This is a genomic window from Cyclobacterium roseum, from assembly GCF_010119225.1.
GTDB lineage: Bacteria > Bacteroidota > Bacteroidia > Cytophagales > Cyclobacteriaceae > Cyclobacterium > Cyclobacterium roseum.
This window is the reverse complement of sequence record NZ_WNKF01000003.1, coordinates 294,508-313,534: the sequence shown is the minus strand read 5'-3', so window position 1 is coordinate 313,534 and position 19,027 is coordinate 294,508. Positions and strand designations below refer to the sequence as shown.

At 44.3% G+C, this 19,027-nt stretch carries 17 protein-coding genes; 3 read left to right on the top strand and 14 right to left on the bottom strand.

Annotated elements, in window-relative coordinates:
- From GJQ68_RS06350 to GJQ68_RS06290, 13 genes are all read right to left on the bottom strand, one after another.
- On the bottom strand, positions 1-3,006 hold the full coding sequence (locus GJQ68_RS06350) for an AsmA-like C-terminal region-containing protein (RefSeq protein ID WP_162416462.1): 3,006 nt from the start codon (positions 3,004-3,006) through the stop codon (positions 1-3).
- A gap of 160 nt (positions 3,007-3,166) precedes the next feature.
- Positions 3,167-3,775 (bottom strand): NADPH-dependent F420 reductase, encoded by a 609-nt coding sequence (locus GJQ68_RS06345; RefSeq protein WP_162416461.1) that lies wholly within the window; start codon positions 3,773-3,775, stop codon positions 3,167-3,169.
- Between the two features lie 229 nt (positions 3,776-4,004).
- Positions 4,005-4,799 (bottom strand): inositol monophosphatase family protein, encoded by a 795-nt coding sequence (locus GJQ68_RS06340; protein WP_162416460.1) that lies wholly within the window; start codon positions 4,797-4,799, stop codon positions 4,005-4,007.
- A gap of 5 nt (positions 4,800-4,804) precedes the next feature.
- Positions 4,805-5,491: a 16S rRNA (cytidine(1402)-2'-O)-methyltransferase gene (gene rsmI, locus GJQ68_RS06335; RefSeq protein ID WP_162416459.1), complete on the bottom strand. Its 687-nt coding sequence runs from the start codon at positions 5,489-5,491 to the stop codon at positions 4,805-4,807.
- Positions 5,491-5,721 (bottom strand): 4a-hydroxytetrahydrobiopterin dehydratase, encoded by a 231-nt coding sequence (locus tag GJQ68_RS06330; RefSeq protein ID WP_162416458.1) that lies wholly within the window; start codon positions 5,719-5,721, stop codon positions 5,491-5,493. Before GJQ68_RS06330 ends, rsmI begins: the two co-directional genes overlap by 1 nt.
- A gap of 11 nt (positions 5,722-5,732) precedes the next feature.
- On the bottom strand, positions 5,733-5,999 hold the full coding sequence (locus GJQ68_RS06325) for a DUF493 family protein (RefSeq protein ID WP_162416457.1): 267 nt from the start codon (positions 5,997-5,999) through the stop codon (positions 5,733-5,735).
- A gap of 99 nt (positions 6,000-6,098) precedes the next feature.
- Positions 6,099-8,213, bottom strand: a complete 2,115-nt coding sequence (locus GJQ68_RS06320; RefSeq protein WP_162416456.1) for a SurA N-terminal domain-containing protein — start codon at positions 8,211-8,213, stop codon at positions 6,099-6,101.
- Between the two features lie 96 nt (positions 8,214-8,309).
- Complete coding sequence (locus tag GJQ68_RS06315) at positions 8,310-9,569, bottom strand: hemolysin family protein (protein ID WP_162416455.1); 1,260 nt, start codon at positions 9,567-9,569, stop codon at positions 8,310-8,312.
- Complete coding sequence (locus GJQ68_RS06310) at positions 9,562-9,783, bottom strand: hypothetical protein (protein WP_162416454.1); 222 nt, start codon at positions 9,781-9,783, stop codon at positions 9,562-9,564. Before GJQ68_RS06310 ends, GJQ68_RS06315 begins: the two co-directional genes overlap by 8 nt.
- A gap of 9 nt (positions 9,784-9,792) precedes the next feature.
- Positions 9,793-10,380, bottom strand: a complete 588-nt coding sequence (gene lptC / locus GJQ68_RS06305) for an LPS export ABC transporter periplasmic protein LptC (protein WP_262888100.1) — start codon at positions 10,378-10,380, stop codon at positions 9,793-9,795.
- Between the two features lie 239 nt (positions 10,381-10,619).
- Positions 10,620-11,924 (bottom strand): hypothetical protein, encoded by a 1,305-nt coding sequence (locus tag GJQ68_RS06300; RefSeq protein WP_202927890.1) that lies wholly within the window; start codon positions 11,922-11,924, stop codon positions 10,620-10,622.
- Positions 11,925-11,935: 11 nt separating this feature from the next.
- The gene (locus tag GJQ68_RS06295; RefSeq protein ID WP_235941143.1) at positions 11,936-13,204 is read right to left on the bottom strand and encodes a hypothetical protein; all 1,269 of its coding nucleotides are present in this window, start codon (positions 13,202-13,204) and stop codon (positions 11,936-11,938) included.
- A 7-nt stretch (positions 13,205-13,211) separates the two neighbouring features.
- Positions 13,212-13,943, bottom strand: coding sequence for a type III pantothenate kinase (locus GJQ68_RS06290; RefSeq protein ID WP_162416451.1), 732 nt, complete (start codon positions 13,941-13,943; stop codon positions 13,212-13,214).
- A gap of 103 nt (positions 13,944-14,046) precedes the next feature.
- Between GJQ68_RS06290 and GJQ68_RS06285 the strand changes: the two genes are divergently transcribed.
- The 3 genes from GJQ68_RS06285 to GJQ68_RS06275 all read left to right on the top strand — a co-directional run bounded on the left by GJQ68_RS06285 (position 14,047) and on the right by GJQ68_RS06275 (position 18,091).
- The gene (locus GJQ68_RS06285) at positions 14,047-15,138 is read left to right on the top strand and encodes an anhydro-N-acetylmuramic acid kinase (protein WP_162416450.1); all 1,092 of its coding nucleotides are present in this window, start codon (positions 14,047-14,049) and stop codon (positions 15,136-15,138) included.
- Positions 15,139-15,165: 27 nt separating this feature from the next.
- Positions 15,166-16,392: a Glu/Leu/Phe/Val dehydrogenase dimerization domain-containing protein gene (locus GJQ68_RS06280; RefSeq protein ID WP_162416449.1), complete on the top strand. Its 1,227-nt coding sequence runs from the start codon at positions 15,166-15,168 to the stop codon at positions 16,390-16,392.
- A 178-nt stretch (positions 16,393-16,570) separates the two neighbouring features.
- Positions 16,571-18,091 carry a sodium:proton antiporter gene (locus GJQ68_RS06275; RefSeq protein WP_162416448.1) on the top strand — a complete coding sequence of 507 codons (1,521 nt, stop codon included), beginning with the start codon at positions 16,571-16,573 and terminating at the stop codon, positions 18,089-18,091.
- Between the two features lie 365 nt (positions 18,092-18,456).
- Here GJQ68_RS06275 and GJQ68_RS06270 read toward each other — a convergent pair whose 3' ends face one another.
- Positions 18,457-19,026 carry a hypothetical protein gene (locus GJQ68_RS06270; RefSeq protein ID WP_162416447.1) on the bottom strand — a complete coding sequence of 190 codons (570 nt, stop codon included), beginning with the start codon at positions 19,024-19,026 and terminating at the stop codon, positions 18,457-18,459.
- Between the last annotated feature and the right edge of the window lies 1 nt (position 19,027).

Genomic DNA, 19,027 nt, shown 5'->3' with positions numbered 1-19,027 from the left:
TTACTCAGGATCCGGTTTAGGCTCTTCTGTAGGCTTTTTCCTATTTGTAAAGCCCCTTAGCAAGTTTTTCACCTCATCCACAGCTTTTTCTTTGGTTTCATCGACCAATTTGGTCGCCTCTTTTTCCACACTATCCCGGGCTACCTCTGCCTTTTGCTTGACCTCTTGTTTCAGGCTATCTTCCCTTGCCTTGAAATCAGCGGCGATTTTCTCCTTCGCATTCTCTTTTTCACCTGACAGGCGACTTTTAAGCGCATTCGAAATATAACTATCCAGACTTTCTGAGTTTGCAAGGGAAATGTTCGGGCTCCCATACGTACCGCCAACATTAATAGCCAAAGGAATGGTCGTAGAGGAAAGATCTGTTCCGGCGATACCGGCCACCAGGCTATTCACCTGGGAGCCAAATTTACTTGCCGGCACATCCACGGAAACCAGGTAATTAATCCGGCCATCAAAGCCGGTGCTACCCTGAATAGTAGTAGGATAATCCCACAACTGCAATTCAAAAGGGGCCACGTTTAACATGCCGTCGACAATTTCAGCACCGATATTCAAGGGTTTCAATCGAAGGGAAGAAGCATCGTTTAGCTTCGTCAAGTTGACAATGCCCTGTATCAACGGACTGTCTCTAACGGCTGTTTCAGTAACTTCTATGAGCCCCTTTCCATCCAAACTTGACAAAACCGGCATCATGTCTTGTCCGAGCAATCCGGAAAAAGAAAAGCTTGTCGAAAAGTTTCCAACCACATGCTGGGCCACTGGAGCAAACGCCTTGACCGTAACAAATGATTGAAACGCCTCCTGAATACCCAGACCGGAAATATCCAACTGCATGTCAAATGTAGGGTGGGTAATATCCGTGGCATTGTAGCTGCCGTCAAAACCAAGGGAGCCTCCTAATGTATTGGTCTTAAACCCTTCCAGATTCAGCACACCATCCTTTAGACGTACTACACCACTGGCATCTGCCAGGGACAGGTTGTCATAAATAATCCGGTCTGCCTTTACTCTCATGGTAAAGTCAATATCCTCTGGCAAAGCTACCACCTCCAATGAAGTCGTATCCTCTTCCGGACTTTCTGAGGAGGTCATCCATTCGTTGACGTTGAAATTACTGGAGTAGATATCAAGATTTCCTTTCAGACTTTCTGCTTCGTCTCCAAGCAGATATGCCATGTAATCCGAAAGCGAACCGCTGGCCTGGACGGGGCTTTCCCCCAATCGAGCGTCAAATTTGGTCAAATTGATGGATTGTGGACTGAAATTGCTACGTGCCTCGTGTATCCGGACTCCCTGAGGATAATCTTTATCGGCAAAATAAAAATCGTTAACCTGCATTTCTCCACTGGTTTCCAACTGAGCAAAACGGTTAGTCTTTATGGCATCGTAACTCCCCTTTGCATCAATATCGGCTTGAATCCTGCCCTCCAGTAGGGTGTTCTCCATGGGTAATACCGAAGCCATTTTGGCCAGATCCACTGCTCCATGCAAGGAAAAATTGTAATTTAAATCCTCCAGATCTGATACCTGCAAACTTCCCGTAACCGTCTCTTCCTCCAGTTTAAAGCCAAAAGAAGGCACATCCAGACTCAAATCGCGCATGCGCCCGGTGGAATTTGAGGCCTCTGCCCGGAAATTAATCTGTTCTATGGGCGCTGGGTATTCGCTGGTCTTTATATATCCGTCATCCAGTCCGACTTGCGCATTGATAGTGGGAATAATCTGCGCCGCACTATCGTACCTGCCCTTCGCACTCATGTCCAGTGAAAGTTTTCCTTTGAGTTCAAGTCCCTCCAGAGGAAAAATAGAGGTGAGTTCCAACAGGTTGATATTTCCTTTGAGTCCGGCATCCATTTCGTAACTCACCAGGTCCTTTAAATAGAAGCGGCCCAAAACAGGTTGATTTCCAAATTCGAGCGAAAATTGGGATAGATCAATGGTGGTCAGGTCCAAATTTCCGCTACTGTTGGATACTTTTAAGTCCAGATTGACATGCTGAACGGGTCTTGGCAAGTCCGGAAATTGGAACATGCCATCGTCTACCAAAAGTGCAAATTGAAATCCTGGAAAACTGGTCTCGTTATACAGGCCATTGACACTACCTGAAAAATCCATCTGTCCTGAAGTAGTCAGGTTATCAAAAGAATCAGAGTAAATTCCCGGAACCAGCGATAAAACACTCTTAAAATCATTGTTTTCGCCGGAAAAGGCCAAATCCATTTCTATGTCTTCTTCCGGCATTGCCAGGTAACCCTCTATTTCAAAGCCAAATTCGTTTAATTTTAGAAAGGCATCATTCGCAGCAAAACGCATTTTTTCAAGATCCACATTGACTTTTGAATCCAGAGTAAGGAGCTTATTTGAAAGGTACTCCACTCCCTCATAGGTAACGTTTACCACCTGTGCGTCTCCTCTTACCATCAAGTCATAAACATCCAGGGTCAGATCACCGCTCCCTTGCAGGTTCATGTCGGAAAGCACCATCAAATAATCCAGTGAACGATCATCGTAAATCAGGTCCAGGTTATTTACCTCGATAAAATCCACCCCCAGCTGAAACGATGATGAGTCCGGATCCGGTTGATCGACTTCCTCTTCTACCGCTTTGGCGATATCGTAATTGGCCTGTCCATCTTCCATCACTTTCACATAGATCTGCCCGTCTTCCAAATGAACGCCTTTCAAACTGGGATTATCATCAAACAATACAGACCAGATATCTATATCTACCTGCAGGTATCCCACATGGATCAGGGTATCCCCTTGAAAAGGAGGGTTTCCCCTGACCCCAAAATCACCCATGGTAGCAGATAACTGTGGGAAACTTCGGAAAACACTTAAGCCGATTTCATCCCGGTCGTAATATACCTGGGCATTCACTGCATTGGCTAGTTCCTTATCTAAACTATCAAAAATCTTGTCTTTGAAGAAAAAAGGAACCGCTGCCAGTGCCAAAAGCACAAAGGCAAATAAAGCAAAGCCGACAAATAAGATTTTTCTCATGGTATTATCAATCTTAAAAATTAGAATAAAAGGGTACTGTCTATGTATACGGGAATCCGTAACTAGCAGCTATATAATATGGTTGCAAAAACGATACCGATTAACGGTTGCAATAAAAATGATACAATAAGAGTAAAAAAATCACTTTCCAGGCAAAGGGTTAGACTGACATTAACCGAAAATGACAGTCACCTGATTTGGCCATAGAGATTTCCTTACTTAAATGGTATACTGCCTCCAGTAGACAAGCATTTTTGATAAGACCTGCATCGATGGCTTTGAATCCGATGAGTTCGATTAATTTCTTGAGTAGCACCCGGTCTTTAGGACTATCTCCACAAAAGTAGGTTTCCTTTATTAATTCCAGCGGATCGGATTTGGGATAATCCAACCCTAAATTATTAAATGCTTTAAATATTTTTTGATGTCCGGTTTCCTCTCGAATATAGGTAGTATTACAGCCCAGGGTCTCATCGTGCACTCCGTTGGTGCTATCGATGTACAACTTATCGGGCGACCCATATTCCTTTAAATAGGTGCAAACAACTGGCAAAAACTCATTTTCACAACAGATAATCACCACGTCGGAAGCGGAAATAGCGTCTGCGTAATTGAGCACGTAGTGGTTTTGCATTTTAAGAATTTTCCACTCCACTTTACGGGTACTGAATCCTTCACGAACGCCAAACACCACATCCATTCCTCTCGCGATAAACTTATTTCCCAAGTTGGTCGCCAGGTTGGTGCCTCCTAAAATTCCTATATTCATTTTATCTATGTTATTATGTCAGTGAAACTAATTTGACAACCGTTTGTTTTTAAACCTTGATACAATCAAGGACTGGGTGATTTGGTTGTCAAAAAGAATAATACTTTAAATAATTGAAAGCTAATCAATTATAGCGAAAATACAAATTTTTTTTTCACAGACTGAATTATTTTTTTTGAATTATGTTTTTTGTAGTTAATCACAAATTTAATAGGTCAATTAATTCTTCCTAAAGTTCAAAATGTGACTCAATTGCTGCGAGTAGGTCTTTGTGAATCTTCGCATTACTCGCCAATATCTGCCCTCCAAAGAGGTAATTATTTCCTCCGCTGAAATCGCTAATTTCTCCACCGGCTTGTTTTACAATGAAGGTACCCGCCGCAATGTCGTAGGACTGCAAGTTATACTCCAGGTAACCCTCCACCCTTCCACAGGCAACGTAGCACAAGTCTACAGCCGCAGAACCAAGCCTTCTAAGCCCATGGGTATTCTTTAGAAAATAAGAAAGCAATTCCAGGTACCTCGCTGTCTTACCCCCGTCATTATAGGGAAAGCCGGTTGCTACCAAACTATCTGCAAGCTGATCTGCCTTGCTAACCCGGATAGGTTTTCCGTTGCAGGTGGATGCTGCTCCTTTATACGCAACAAAGCATTCATCCAAATTAATTTCGTAGACCACCCCCGACAAAATATCGGTCCCCTGCGCCAGTGCTATGGATACCGCAAACATCGGTATTCCATGAACGAAATTAGTGGTTCCATCCAAGGGGTCGACAATCCAGGTCAGCTCTTGATCCGTATCCGATTTGGTACCTTCCTCCGTAATGAAACCGGCCTCGGGCAAAATTTCTGATAAGCCTTTGACGATTATTTCCTCCGCTCCCTTATCCACGTAAGAAACCAGGTCATTGAACCCTTTCTGTTCTACTTTTTCAAGGCTAAAATTCTTCCCTTCCTCCCTGATAAAGGCCCCGGCTTTCCGGGCTAGATTGGCTACTTGCTCTGTAATACGTTCCAATTCCATGCTTTTCATTGTTTTCCTGACAATGTGATCACGATTTCTCCTTTAAGGGTATTTTCAGTATAATAAGTTATTACTTCCCGTAGGCTGCCTCGAACGTTTTCCTCATGAATCTTGGTTAACTCCCGGCTTACACAGACCTGTCTCTCCGGGCCAAATACATCCGAAAACTGTTGCAGGGTTTTTAGCAAACGATACGGAGATTCATAAAAAACCATGGTACGGGTTTCTTCTTTTAAAGACTCAACCCTAGTCTTCCTTCCCTTTTTATGAGGAAGAAAACCCTCAAATACAAACCGATCGTTTGGCAATCCCGAATTAACCAGTGCAGGGATAATAGCGGTCGCTCCGGGAAGGCTACAGACTTCTAAATCGGCGGCTAGTGCCTCCCTGACCAAGAGAAAGCCAGGATCAGAAATACCTGGTGTACCGGCATCCGTGATAAGTGCAAAAACCACCCCTTCTCCCATTCTGTGCAACAGCCTGGAAATGCTCTGGTGTTCGTTATGAATATGATAACTCTCCAAAGGACGTTTGATGTCGTAGTGCTTTAGCAGTTTCCCAGATGTCCGGGTATCTTCTGCTAAAATGACATCTACCTCTTGCAGGGTTTCCAATGCCCTAAGGGTAATATCCTTCAGATTTCCAATAGGCGTAGGTACTAAATACAAACTAATGGAAGTACTTTCTTCCATTAGTTTATTTCATCTATGGCCTTAGCCAATTTTCTATCCTTTTCGGTGATGGTGTTTCCTTTGTCGTGTGTCGTCAACTCTATCTGCACCTTGTTGTACACGTTGCTCCAGTTGGGATGGTGTTGATGCGCCTCTGCCAGAAAGGCTACTCTCGTCATAAAAGCAAAGGCCTCCTGAAAATCTTTAAACTCAAACGTCTGAATTAATTTACTATCTTCTTCTTTCCACATATTATTGATTTTTATAATGCGATTACTCCTTCAATTTCCGCGGCCTTTATATATATATCTATGATGGATTGACTGTCAGGCATCATGGCCTTGATGGTGGCGCTGGTGTATTTGCCTTTCGATGACACTTTCAATTTCATCTCGTTACCCGGCAGTAGGGCGGCTACTTCTCCCTCCTTACCACTCGGAACGATAAATTTAAACATATACAAGGCCGGGAAACTGGTTTGATTTTCCAGTTTTTCCTTGAAGGAAATAGCATTGAATTTACTACTCATATATCCTAACAACCATTTTTCAGGGAAATTAAATCCCTTAAAAGCAAAAAATCCCATTCCTTAGTCGGAATGGGATTTATATACGGTATCACAAGTGATTTAAAAGAACTTATACCGATAATCCTTTACCTCCGCTAATTCCTCCATAGCCATCATGATCATGTAGGCCGTTCTTTGGGAGGCATTATCTGTAATTTCATTTTGATAGCGGGTATAATCCGCAATTTCAGAGGCGGGGATGATGCTATTCAGTTCTGCCACGATGACACCTATGTCTTCCTGAATAGGATCTGTCATTTGCCCGGCATCCTGAAGACCGAAAATGGCACCTACTGCCTTGGGGGCAAATCCAACTCCCGGCAATACACTCGCGTTCATCCTAAGATCCGGAGTGCTTCCTATGGAAGCGTCCGGAAATACTTCTTTTATGGCTTCCAAATTTTCCGCACCGGCAATTTGTTCCTTTATATAGGCAGCCTTTTTCTCGTTCCTTAATTCCTGACTGGCTTGGGCCTTGATGATTGGATCATTAATGCTGCCATCACCCGCTTCCGTTTTGTTGGAAAGTAAGGCCACCACGTAGGCATCGTCTAATTCAAAAACAGGAGAAACTGCACCAATTGAAGCGTCATTAAATGCCCATCGGATGACCTCTCTCGCACCGCCCATGTTATTTAAGGAACGCGCTGTTGGCCCTACACCATTGGCCGCCATCACCTCGTAATCTTCCTTTTCAGCGTTAGCCTCAAAGGTGGTTGGATTGGAAGAATTCGCAGCAAAATAATCTGCATTCCTGAATATATCGTTTCTGGTAATATCACTCGCTAATAATTCCCGCTCTAACACGGCCAGTTTTCGGGTTAACGTTTGAGGCATCTCGGTGACCTTAATGATATGAAACCCGTATTCGGTTTCCACCAGCTCATTGATGACCCCTTCGGAATTGGCATCGAATACTGCATCTGCAAACTCGGTCACAAAATCATCTCTAAAAAACCAACCCAAATCGCCTCCCCGCTGAGCGGTAGCGTCCTGCCCGTATTGGGATGCCGCTACTTCAAAATTGCCTGTTTCGTTCACCTCTTCCAATACTTCCTGCGCCCTAGCTCTTACCTGCTCTTTGGCCGCGCCTTCCATTCCTTCTGTACTTAGCAAGATATGGCTGGCCCTCATACGCGGATCACCTTCAAATTGCTCGCTGATTTTATAGGCAACGTAACTGGAATTATTACTTAAAAACGGACCATACACCACTCCTTCTTCAGGCTCTTCTACATTATTGGTGAAATTGGATGGAAGGGGATCGCCCGGATTTAGGGTCTGGAATGGGTTTTGAGCCTCGGAATTTCTCATGACAAAAGCGGAATCATTGGAGGCTTCCCGTAGTTCTGCCACCAAACCGTTGATTTGGTCCAACGTGGCCGCTGAATCTTCTGGGCTGGGATCTAGTGGAAACCGTACGTACTGTATCGCCCTGCTTTCTTCCACCTGAAATTTTTCCTGATTGCTGTTGATATACGACCTTATTTCCGAATCCGTCACCTGAACCAATGAGTCCGAAACCACATAATAGGGTATCTGAATATGCCTCACATCAGCAATGGTATTCGCCATTTTGTGCTGTAGTTTAGCTTCCGCTGTGGTAGCGTATTCGGAAGTTGCCAGCATGTTGTCGTATTTGATGCGTAAGCGGGAATCTGCAAACAATTGCTCCTGCTGCGCCCAGAACATTTGCTGCTGTGGGTCCGCATCCTGAAGGGATTGAAGGAAGGTAATTAACTGATCCCTGTCAAACTCACCGGTTTCAGGGTTGGTAAGCTGCCTTCTGAGTTCGCCGATAATGTTTTTCCCCTGGACCATATCCACAAGTTCTTCATCGGATATTACCATTCCCAATTCTTCGTATTGCTCGGAGAAGATCTTTTCGACAATCAGTGCCTGCCAGGCTTGTTCCCGTATGCTAGATAGCTCGTTTTCACTTGGATTTCTGCCGGTTTCTTGTTGAAACCTCATCTTGGTTTGTTCAATTTTCTGAACATATTCATCATATGAGATGTCTTCACCGGCGATTTCTCCCACGGTGGTCCGACTGGAACCCAAAATCATTGAATTGGGGCCCAGAATATCTCCTCCCACCAAAAAGAAAATCAGTCCTACCGCAATCACTCCGATTGCAAGACCTGTTCTTTGTCTAATTTGTTTTATTAATGCCATTCTCCTGTTTTTTGCAGTGTCGCAAAATAATTACATCTAAAGGTAAATTCAAAATATTACCCCATCTATAAATCAAGTATTTCTGCTACACGGGTTTTATTCTATTTTTATTTTGATTGTATCTATCCGGTGATCCTGTTTGGACACCACTGTAAAAGTAAAAGGCCCAAAACTTACCGACTCTCCTTTTTGAGGAATGCTTTCCGTAAGGGATAATATAAACCCTGCCAGGGTTTCGAATTCTCCTTCCGGCAGGTTCCATTCGTATTTTTCATTGATGTAATCAATTTCATGTCGGGCACTTAAAAGGTATTCGTTTTCGGAAACCTGTTGTTCGATCAAATCGTCGCTATCATACTCGTCTTCAATCTCTCCAAAGATCTCCTCTATGATATCTTCCATGCTCACAATTCCACTGGTCCCTCCAAATTCATCCACCACCAGGGCGAGGCTTTTTCGGTCCTTGATAAATTGAACCAGTAGTTCATTAGCCAGAGCAGATTCTGGAACAATAATTATCGGGGTTAAAATATCTTCGATCGCTTTTGGCTTTTTAAACAGCTCCAGATGATGGCAGTACCCGATTACATCATCAATGGTCTCTTTATAAATGATGATTTTGGAATGTCCGCTTTCCACAAAAACCTGTTTCAATTCTCCGATGGGGTCTGTCGCTTCTACCGCCACGATGTCTGTTCGGGGAACCATGCACTCCCTTACCCTTACTTTTTTGAAATCCACCGCATTGTCGAAAATCTTGGCATCAATATCCACATCCTCGCCTTTGGGATCCAGGTAATTTTGTATGAAACTGTTCAAGTCCGTGATGGTAAATGCAGGCCTATCCTCATTGTATTCCAATTTCAGCACCTTGGTAATGACTATCTTCGACAAGCCTACCACTACCCATACCACCGGATATAGCAGGTAATAAATAATCACAAAAGGAAACGAAAAAACCGTCAACATGCTGTTGGGGTTCAAAATAAAAATACTTTTGGGGATAAATTCCGCCGTGATCAACACCACTATGGTAGACACCACCGTCTGTACGATCATTACCCCAGCCTGCGTATTAAAAGCCTCTGGCAACAGGTACCCTAGCGGAGGCCCCAATAGATAGGCCATGAAAATGCCATAAAGAACCAGACTGATGGTATTGCCCATCAAGGTAGTACCTATAAATTGTCCTGGATTCTGAATAAAAGTGGCCAAAATCTTTCCGGATATTTTGCCTTGTTTGCTTTGCAGCTCGATGTGCAGGCGGTTGGCAGAAACAAATGCAATCTCCATCCCTGAAAACAGGGCGGAAAAAACCAGGCTTACCAGTACTAAGAGTAAATACTGATCATCCATTGGACTTTTTGTTTTTTCGTTTCCCTCCTTTTTTTTCTTGCTCCTTACTTTCTTCCTCCGATTGATTTCTTCGATACATGTGCCAGAACAAGAGCAACACGGCAAACATAAAAAAGGGATAGGATGCCATTATTCCTGCCTTCATGGTAAGGTGCGCACCTATCACCACCATGGCTGCGGCTAATGACAACAAAATGGTACTCGCTAATTTCATTTTTTAGTTTTAAAGCGCATTATCAATTGTCCCTGTTACTTTGGTGAAGGTATACTCATTAAAACCTTCATCGGCTTCCATGCCGGTACCTTTTATGATTCGATCAGGTTCTTCCACCGTCACAAACTTCTCCGTGTAAATTTTTTCCTTTCCCGGATCCCAGAATAATTCTTCTGATGACAACTTCTGGTCCTTTTGAAGATTCTCTACCTGTACATCTCCCTCTCCCCGGTAAAGGTTGTTTTTTCGATCATAGTATCCCCTGTCTGCCCGAATAGTAGTACTCAGCGTGCCATCCTTTTCGAAAAAATGAATGAGAATTCCCTCCGGAAACTCCGTATCCTGATTCAGATACTCCAGCTGTTTCGCAGCCATTAGCTTGGTCCTTACCAAAGCGGAGTCACTATGCAGTAATTCAATGTTATGGCTGATCCGGTAAGGCCCTTCGTAATTCTCCAGTTGGCTTTTATCCAGATCCTCCCGACAGGAAAACAATAAGCCCGCAAGCAGGGCCATCCCCAAAAAGATGCAAAGAAACCGGATGGAATCTTTTATGCTACAGAATTGCTTATTACTGCCCGCTGACATTTTAGACATGAACTTCCTTCTCACCATTTAACCAAATGCAAAGGTACGCACAATTTTAAGAGGAATGCACATCTTTGTACTGCATTCCTGTATCCTTCGACGCTGCCATTCAGCAAAGGTTATATTCAAGCAAACAATTTTTTTTTCCAACCGCAACTAAACCTAAAAAAGGCGGTAGTTACACCGCCTTTTAATTTCGCTCTAATCTTGGAATTATCTGTTTTTCGGAGTTGGGAGTGCTTCGTTTGTCAGTCCCTGGTGGCCAACGCTACGGATTGGCCTACCCAACAGCCGGTATTAATGGTATCGCCTACCTGATAACCTTCAGTAAAGAGCTCCTCTTTGGAAGGGAATCGTGATTTGGCTTGCGCCATTCCCTGACTATCGCCAGCCTTTGCATATGCGTTGTATGCGGCGATAAAGATAGAATAATCTTTTACGCGGCTCTCACCACCTCTACAATCATTGGAAGAAGACATGATCAATCCGCCAATGAAAGAATGTGCATCAGACTCTCTCTCAGGGTTCAATTCGCCTGCTTTCAGGGCAGAGGATCTGGCTTGGCTCTTTCTGCCCAAATTCGCATGCACTTTTGCCATGTCCCAGTGGATTTCGGCTTTCTGTTCGTCTGTCTCTGCCAGGGTCAAGGCCTTCTCAAACAATTCACCAGCCTTGGCGTACTCTGAGTTTTGCATGTATCGCATGCCCCTTACCTGAGAGGTACTAAAGGTAGGACTATCGTTATCGATCGTCTCAAGTGCCAGCAGGAATACATCGCTGTTGGTACACTTTTCCTTCACTGCATACTGAAAGATTTGTTTCGCCAACTTAAGATTGGTGGGGTCTTCAGCCAGTTTTGGCCCCATGTTATTTTCAATGAAGTCGCAGTTGATGATTTCCATCGCAGCAAGCAATTGATCCAAGGTTGCTTTGGACGTTGCTACGTTGGTACCGGCAGCCTCGTCTTCATCCAGCTTGCTCATGATAAACTCGTATTTGTTTATCACTTCTTCCGGCGTATAGGCCTTATTGTAGGCGAAATTTCGGTAAATGGCATCGAAATAGGCCCCATTTAAAGATGAAGGCTCTAGCTTGCCATGAATCTCAATGGTGCGCTCAAAAAGTTTGGTTGCAATATCGACTTTATCCTTGTTCCCTTTGTAGAACTTGTAGGCATAATAAGCCTTGTTGGCAATCCATCGCGGTTCATTATCATAAAGCTCTTTCCTCAGGTCATAAACGGTCAACACCGAATCCTGAAAACTGCTGATTTCCGATTCATCAGTTGCCTGCTCTGCCGCACCTTCATACACTTTGACACCATTGATATAAAGTGCCTCGTTCAGATCGGGAGCATTCGTTAGCAACCAGTGAAGCGGTTTTTTGGCTTTTAAAAACTCTCCTGATTTCATGTAATCATTGTAGGCTGCATTGTATTCTCTGGCCTTGTCCTCCATCTGAGGATCAGATGGCCAATTCCAGTTATCCTGCGCCTGAGCCAGTCCAACCACGAGGAAGGACAAACATCCGATAATTGCCGATTTAATTTTCATGGTTGTCAACATCATTCAAATACTTTTTTGTAAAACCAACTGTTGTCATTTATAGATATTCCTAACGAAACTTTAAAATAATTTTCCCTCACCAAGCCGTCATTGACGGTTCCTCTGGTACCAAGCTTTACCGCCACATTTAGGAGCGATAAACTGTATACTGGTATGGAGGTACCAAAATTAATGCCAATATCATCAATCTGGTTATCGTTCAACAGGAAGGGAAGCTGCTCATACTCCAGTCCCGCCCTGAAAGTAGACCTGCTAAACACACTACCCAATGAAAAGGCATCTGGTATATACTGGCCTCCCAGTGATAGTTTGTAGGCATTTCCGAGATTTCCCTCAGTAGCATTAAAGCCCCTATATTCGGTAAAATCCTGAAACTGCGCTTCAAGTCCTATAGCAAATTTATTAATTTTTTCATAAGTTACACCATAACCTATCTTATTAGGCAGAAAAACACTTCCTGAAACGTTATCAGCGATGACATCTCCAGGTGAATTTGGAATGCTAGCTTGCCCCGATTCTCCCATTTTTGCAAACTCTTTTCCATTAATATCTCCAAATACCTGATAAATGGCACCCAGATTCAGGTATTTCTCGTCTCCCAGCGGTTGCGCATAGTAAGCGCCTCCCTTAAACGTAATATCACTAAAGGTTAACCTTTCGTAATATTCGGAGGATATTCCCACGCTGTTCATCTCTTCGTCCAGCAAGTCCAGCTGATTGCTTCGAATCGTTGAACCAAAGGTGTATGCTCCCTCCAGGCCTAAACTCAAGCCTTTGTATAGCTGAAAACCAGATTGCAGGTATACCTGACTCAAACCGCCCCTTCCTTCAATAATATTCTGAGACGTTAATTCTGTATTGGTAACCGGCGAATTAACGGTAATGTTATAATCCACGCCGGTTAATTGGTTCAGCCCCAGCCCCATGGTGAATCTTCGGGGTACCACCGGGAAAGACATGGCTACGTAACTTAAGCCTCCTCCATCCAGTACTTCCGAGTTAGCTTCTGTAGCAGCGGATAATTGATTGTAGTTCAGGGCAGCCTGAAAGCCAAATGCCGCATTTTTTACAGAGATGGCAGGATTGACATGGTTTACACTATAACTATTACCAAAACTGATCCCCATTCCACCCATTCCCTGGTTTTGGGTGAGCCCGGAATTATTGAAAACCCCAACCCCCAGGGAACTGTAGGTAGAGGATGAAAACTGTGCAAAGCTGGTATGGTGAATGACTGCAAAACCCAGGGTAAATACCAGGGCTGTCATGACTAGTTTATTTTTCGACATTGTATGTTAAAATTCTGTCCAATCCGTACAGGACCAAATTGGGGATTACAAATATGTGGTCTTTTGTTAAGCTTTCAAAGATTTCAGCATCTCCACCACAAATAAAGACGGTCACCTGACCATAGCGGGCTGTAAACCGGTGTATGTATTCCTTCATCTCTCCCAAGACTCCGTAATAAACCCCTGATTTAATGCTTCCCATCGTATCCGTTCCCAAAAACGGTGGGATTTGCTTCGCCACTTCCACCAGGGGGAGTCTGGCGGTGTAGGCATTCATGGCCTTTGAGCGTAAACCAAGCCCCGGGGAAATGGCTCCTCCTTGGTACCTGTTCGCCCTGTCCAGGAAATCATAGGTAATACAAGTACCCATATCGATGCACAATACCGGTTCTTTGGATTCGAATGCCCTGGCTCCCATAACGGCTGCCAGCCGGTCCCATCCCAGGGTACCCGGTGATTGATACTCATTCTGAATCGGCAAAGGGGTCTGATGGTCAAAATACAAAAAAGGAAAGGCTATTTTTTCCCTTAGTTCTTGCTCTGACCAGGTTACCGATGCAATCAACATCTTATCCCATTCGTCCGGAGTAAGTTTCGGGGCCAGGGATGCAAAATCGGTAAGGGTAGTTGATTCCAGGAGTTTCCCCTGATTAAAAATACCCAGCTTGATTCTGGTATTTCCGATGTCTATTACCCAATGTTTGCTGTCTGGTACCATGTCATTCCAAAAACCCTTTCAAAATTAGTCATTTTACTTTGGAGGCTGCTTGACGAAATACTATTTTTAAGTTTATGAACTTGTTTTTAACAAACTTTAACCCATGATAGAACCTCATAGGTACGAGCTGATCGGCTTGATGTCCGGCACTTCAGGCGATGGACTGGATCTGGCCTATTGCTCCTTTGAGAAAAACACCCGTTGGCGTTTTGAAATTTTAAATGCCGAAACCGTTCCTTTCCCTGAAAGCCTGGAGCAGTCCCTTTCTGCTGCCCATCAGATAGATGCGGAATCTTTGGAATTGCTAAGCATTCAATTTGGAACATGGATGGGGGAAGTCGTCCAGAAGTTTTGCCAGGTACAGGGAATTCGGCCTACCGCTATCGCCTCCCACGGGCACACCGTATTTCACCGACCTGAAAAAGGGATGACGCGACAAATCGGTGACGGGTATGCCCTCTGCCAAGCCGCCGGAATACCGGTGATCAACGATTTCAGAAAACTGGATGTGATTCTGGGCGGGCAGGGTGCGCCACTTGTCCCGATAGGTGATGCCCTTCTCTTTCCTCAATATGACTTTGCCTTGAATCTCGGAGGTATTGCCAATATTTCACTGGAAAAAAACGGTCATCGGATTGCCTTTGACACCTGTCCCTTTAACCTGCTGATGAATCATTTTGCTAAAAAAGTCGGACAATCCTTTGATGCTAATGGCGATATCGCACGAAAAGGCACAGCGATTCCCGCATTACTTACCTCGCTGCGCCAACTCCCCTATTATACCCAAACGGGAGCAAAATCCCTGGGAAGGGAACATGTTGAGCGTGATTTTTTGCCATTACTGGAAAAAGCGGATTATTCCGTTCCAGATGTACTAGCGACGTTAATCGAGCACTATGCCGATTGTATTTCGGAGGTTATTGGTGCGGATAACCCGCTCGCTTCAGAGAAACAAAAACTTTTAATTACCGGAGGAGGCGCCTACAATGCCTGTTTTATTGAAACCCTTTCCAAAAAGATAGGGCACCGAGTGACCCTTACCCTGCCGGAAAATCAACTTATCGATTTTAAAGAGGCCTTGGTATTTGCTTTTTTAGGTGTACTCCGCCTGCAAGGTGAAGTCAATTGCCTGGCATCCGTAACCGGTGCCTCCCGGGATTCCTGCGGTGGCACTGTTTTTGGACTTTTTCCGTAAGACTAAATTTAAAAAACCTAAAAACTAATGAGAGAACTTCTTAAAAAATTTGAGAACCGTCAGCCTGAAATTGTTTTTGAATGGAGTGATAGCGAGACGGAAGCAGAAGGCTGGTTGGTAATCGACTCCCTCCGAGGGGGAGCTGCCGGTGGGGACACCCGGATGAAAAAAGGGCTGGAAAAAAAAGAAGTCATCCAGCTAGCCAAAAATACGGCTATCAAATACACTATTTCAGGGCCTCCGATCGGAGGTGCCAAGGCAGGAATCAATTTTGATCCCAATGACCCGAGAAAAGATGCGGTACTGGATAGGTGGTTTAAAGTGGTTTCCCCCATCTTAAAGAGCTATTTTGGCACCAGTGCCGGTATCCATATCCATGAAAATAGGGAATTGATACCCCATACCGAAAACTATGGGCTTTGGCATCCGCAGGAAGGGATTGTAAACGGGCATTACAAGTCTAAAGAACCGCAGAAAATCCGAAAAATCGGTCAACTGAGGCAAGGGTTAGCCAAGATTATCGAAAACCCAGCCTATTATCCGGCAGGTACTGCCAAATACCGGGTGAGTGACATGATTACCGGTTTCGGGTTGGCTGCTGCGGTGACCCATTACTATAAGCTATGGGGAGGATCCCCAAAAGGGAAAAAGGCCATTATTCAGGGTTGGGGAAATGTAGGAGCTGCAGCCGCCTATTTTCTTGCCAAAGAAGGGGTTCAAATCGTTGGTATTTTATCACTGGAGGGAGCCATTATTGACCAAAACGGTTTGGATGAATCAGACATTACCCAATTATTTCTATCAAAGGAAAAAAACAAATTGGCTAGTGAGAAACGCATTCCATTCGAGGAAGGAAATGAAAAAATTTGGAATCTTTCTGCGGACCTGTTTATTCCCGCTGCTAAGTCTCGTCTTGTGGACAAGGGAAAATTAGAGAAGTTGATGGTTGGCGGGGTATCGTTAATTGTCAGTGGAGCCAATTTCCCTTTTGCGGAAAATGATATTTTTATGGGGCCGGTCAGCACCTTGGTGGATAACAGTTTGTCTCTTATCCCGGACTTCATCGCCAACGTGGGGATTTCAAGGTTAGCAGCCTACCTGATGTCAGAAAAAGTAGTGTTTACCGATGAGGCTTTGTTTCAGGATGTAAGCCAGACGATATACAAGGCACTGAAAAAATGCCATCAGGCTCATCCAGAAAAAAATCAGATCGCACAGAAAGGGTTAGAAATTGCCCTGGAGCAGCTTAGTTGATACTTTTTAGTGAAGCAAGACGGTCAAAAATATCACATTTTTTGACCGTCTTGCATTATTTATTTGCTTCCTACGGTACAAAATAACTAGTTTAGGGAAATTTATTGTAACCGGCCGTTCTTCCAAGATCCTTGGAAACGCAAGACTTAACCATTCTTGAAACGTTAATTTTAAGTGAATGAAGAACTATTTAGCTTCATGGTTCCTGCTATTAGGATGCGTACTCCTGCTTTCAACCCCACTTCAAGCTCAATCTGCTTCCGCCGCTGACCTAACTGTACTGACAGGACAACAGGACATCCAGCAATTGGATGAAGTCAGTTCGGAAGTCGTGGCCGAGCCGGAACACGAAGCTGCTCATGGCCACGCACCAGGTTGGCTTGTCATTCCTTTTGTGGCTTTGTTATTGATGATTGCCACCGGCCCGCTGTTTTACGAACACTTCTGGCACCACAACTACCCCAAAATAGCCGTAAGCCTTGCCATCATCGTGGTGCTCTACTATTTATTTGTTCTGCACAATGTGCACAATCCGGTACATGCCCTGGCCGAATACGTTCAATTTATCGCTTTACTCGCTTCTCTATTTATCGCTTCCGGAGGAATTCTGATCGAAGTGGATAAGAAATCCACGCCGCTGGCCAATGTTATCCTTCTAATTATAGGAGCACTGATTTCCAATCTTATCGGCACCACCGGGGCATCCATGCTGCTGATCCGCCCGTTTATTCGACTTAATAATAATAACATTCAACCCTACCATATTATATTTTTTATTTTTATGGTAAGCAATGTTGGGGGATCGTTGACACCCATAGGCGACCCGCCACTGTTCCTTGGTTTTCTTAAAGGTGTACCATTCTTTTGGACCTTGGAACATAACTGGCCAGCCTGGATCCTTGCCCTGACGATCCTTTCCATTCTCTTTTACCTTGTTGACCGGAAAATGGGAAAAGGTGCGACCGTTCAGGAACTGGATCAGGAAATTAGGTATTCCAATAAAATTACCCTTACAGGCACCCGGAATTTTCTGTGGTTGCTGCTGATCATCATCTCGGTTTTTCTGGACCCAAACGTACTCGAATGGGTTCCTGCCATTCACTATGACGGGCAAAAATTTAGCTTTATCCGGGAAACCATCATGTTTGCAGTGGCCTATCTTTCCTTCCGGTTTGCTGACAAAAAGGCTCTTGCCGGAAATGAATTTAATTTTGAACCCATTCGGGAGGTCGCTTTCATCTTTATTGGCATTTTTGGTACCATGATGCCTGCCCTGGAATTGGTAGGGACATTCGCGCAATCGGAAGAAGGAGCTGCGATGATCACCTACAATACCCTCTATTGGGGAACGGGCCTGTTGTCCGGCTTTCTTGACAATGCCCCTACCTATCTCAATTTCCTCGCAGCTGCCATGGCTTCACAGGGAGCTGATATTAATGTCATCCAGCAGGTAAAAGATTTTGCGCTGGATAACTACCTGGATTCTTCCTTCGAATTGATGGCCATCTCCATCGCATCCGTGTTTTTTGGTGCCATGACCTATATCGGCAATGGCCCCAACTTTATGGTCAAGTCCATCGCCGAACAAAGTGGGATTAAGATGCCTTCTTTTTTTGGATACATATTGAGGTATTCTATCCCTATTTTGCTTCCCATTCTATTTATCACCTGGCTGGTGTTTTTTGCCTTTGCCGGGTAACCTGTATAAATCACAAGGTTCATCCTTCAGTGCTGCAGCATCCTTGCCTGCCAATTTGGTAACGTGTGAGTTCGACCTATTTTCATAATAAAACCGTCATTCCGAGGCTCTCAAAGTGGGTATGTGCGGAGGAAGCCGCGGGAATCTTTAGTAAAACGGGACTGCCAGATCATCGTGCCCACAAAAAAAGATTACAATTGACGATATAGCCGGGTTTTAAGTACTTTCTTAACTCGAACTCTCGCTGGTACAGAACAAGTTCGGTAGCGTCGACGGATGAGAAGGTTGGTAAAAATGGAAAAGCCGGTGAAGCTTCCCCAATATGAAGGATTCACCGGCTTTTCCAAGTGATGCAGGAGGAGACCTTATTCTATTTCAGCATTTACCATCAAGCGGGTGGGGGACATAAACCATACCTTTTGATTTCCCGAAAGCTGGTAAGCGGTCAGGTTTTCCTCTGCATCCAACCTGATTTCCCCGCTTACCTCCGAGTGGTAAAACAAATTATCATTCAATGTTTCAATCCGAATGGACGCTACCTGCTCTCCTCTTTTCTGAACACGAATCTCTTTTATCGTGCCCTTTTCTCCGGGTTTAAGGCGATGTACCAATAGGCCCTCTTCTTCCCTGGTGGAATAAGCCGTGGCGAAAGCTGCCTTATTAATATCCGCCTGAAAAAAAAAATCCAGTTCTTTTCTCCAGGTTTCCTGATCCGGTTGAAAGCGGACTTCTTCCGATTCCTCATTGAATTGGATGACTTTGGAAACCGCCACTCCCTCACTCTTTTTAATTTTTTCCTCCAGAAAATCCGAAACCGGAAAGTAGGTGTCTATTTGGGTAGGATTAGCAAATGGCCTGGATTCTTCCTCTTTACAAGAAAGGAGTAGCATCCCTGCCAGCATCAACAGTAGTGAATTCCGGTACCCTGTAATCATG

What these genes read in the sequence shown, in the direction of transcription:
- GJQ68_RS06350 (WP_162416462.1), bottom strand. Translation starts at nt 3,006, where the DNA reads ATGAGAAAAATCTTATTTGTCGGCTTTGCTTTATTTGCCTTTGTGCTT.
- GJQ68_RS06345 (WP_162416461.1), bottom strand. Translation starts at nt 3,775, where the DNA reads ATGAATATAGGAATTTTAGGAGGCACCAACCTGGCGACCAACTTGGGA.
- GJQ68_RS06340 (WP_162416460.1), bottom strand. Translation starts at nt 4,799, where the DNA reads ATGGAATTGGAACGTATTACAGAGCAAGTAGCCAATCTAGCCCGGAAA.
- rsmI (WP_162416459.1), bottom strand. Translation starts at nt 5,491, where the DNA reads ATGGAAGAAAGTACTTCCATTAGTTTGTATTTAGTACCTACGCCTATT.
- GJQ68_RS06330 (WP_162416458.1), bottom strand. Translation starts at nt 5,721, where the DNA reads ATGTGGAAAGAAGAAGATAGTAAATTAATTCAGACGTTTGAGTTTAAA.
- GJQ68_RS06325 (WP_162416457.1), bottom strand. Translation starts at nt 5,999, where the DNA reads ATGAGTAGTAAATTCAATGCTATTTCCTTCAAGGAAAAACTGGAAAAT.
- GJQ68_RS06320 (WP_162416456.1), bottom strand. Translation starts at nt 8,213, where the DNA reads ATGGCATTAATAAAACAAATTAGACAAAGAACAGGTCTTGCAATCGGA.
- GJQ68_RS06315 (WP_162416455.1), bottom strand. Translation starts at nt 9,569, where the DNA reads ATGGATGATCAGTATTTACTCTTAGTACTGGTAAGCCTGGTTTTTTCC.
- GJQ68_RS06310 (WP_162416454.1), bottom strand. Translation starts at nt 9,783, where the DNA reads ATGAAATTAGCGAGTACCATTTTGTTGTCATTAGCCGCAGCCATGGTG.
- lptC (WP_262888100.1), bottom strand. Translation starts at nt 10,380, where the DNA reads ATGTCTAAAATGTCAGCGGGCAGTAATAAGCAATTCTGTAGCATAAAA.
- GJQ68_RS06300 (WP_202927890.1), bottom strand. Translation starts at nt 11,924, where the DNA reads ATGAAAATTAAATCGGCAATTATCGGATGTTTGTCCTTCCTCGTGGTT.
- GJQ68_RS06295 (WP_235941143.1), bottom strand. Translation starts at nt 13,204, where the DNA reads ATGACAGCCCTGGTATTTACCCTGGGTTTTGCAGTCATTCACCATACC.
- GJQ68_RS06290 (WP_162416451.1), bottom strand. Translation starts at nt 13,943, where the DNA reads ATGGTACCAGACAGCAAACATTGGGTAATAGACATCGGAAATACCAGA.
- GJQ68_RS06285 (WP_162416450.1), top strand. Translation starts at nt 14,047, where the DNA reads ATGATAGAACCTCATAGGTACGAGCTGATCGGCTTGATGTCCGGCACT.
- GJQ68_RS06280 (WP_162416449.1), top strand. Translation starts at nt 15,166, where the DNA reads ATGAGAGAACTTCTTAAAAAATTTGAGAACCGTCAGCCTGAAATTGTT.
- GJQ68_RS06275 (WP_162416448.1), top strand. Translation starts at nt 16,571, where the DNA reads ATGAAGAACTATTTAGCTTCATGGTTCCTGCTATTAGGATGCGTACTC.
- GJQ68_RS06270 (WP_162416447.1), bottom strand. Translation starts at nt 19,026, where the DNA reads ATGATTACAGGGTACCGGAATTCACTACTGTTGATGCTGGCAGGGATG.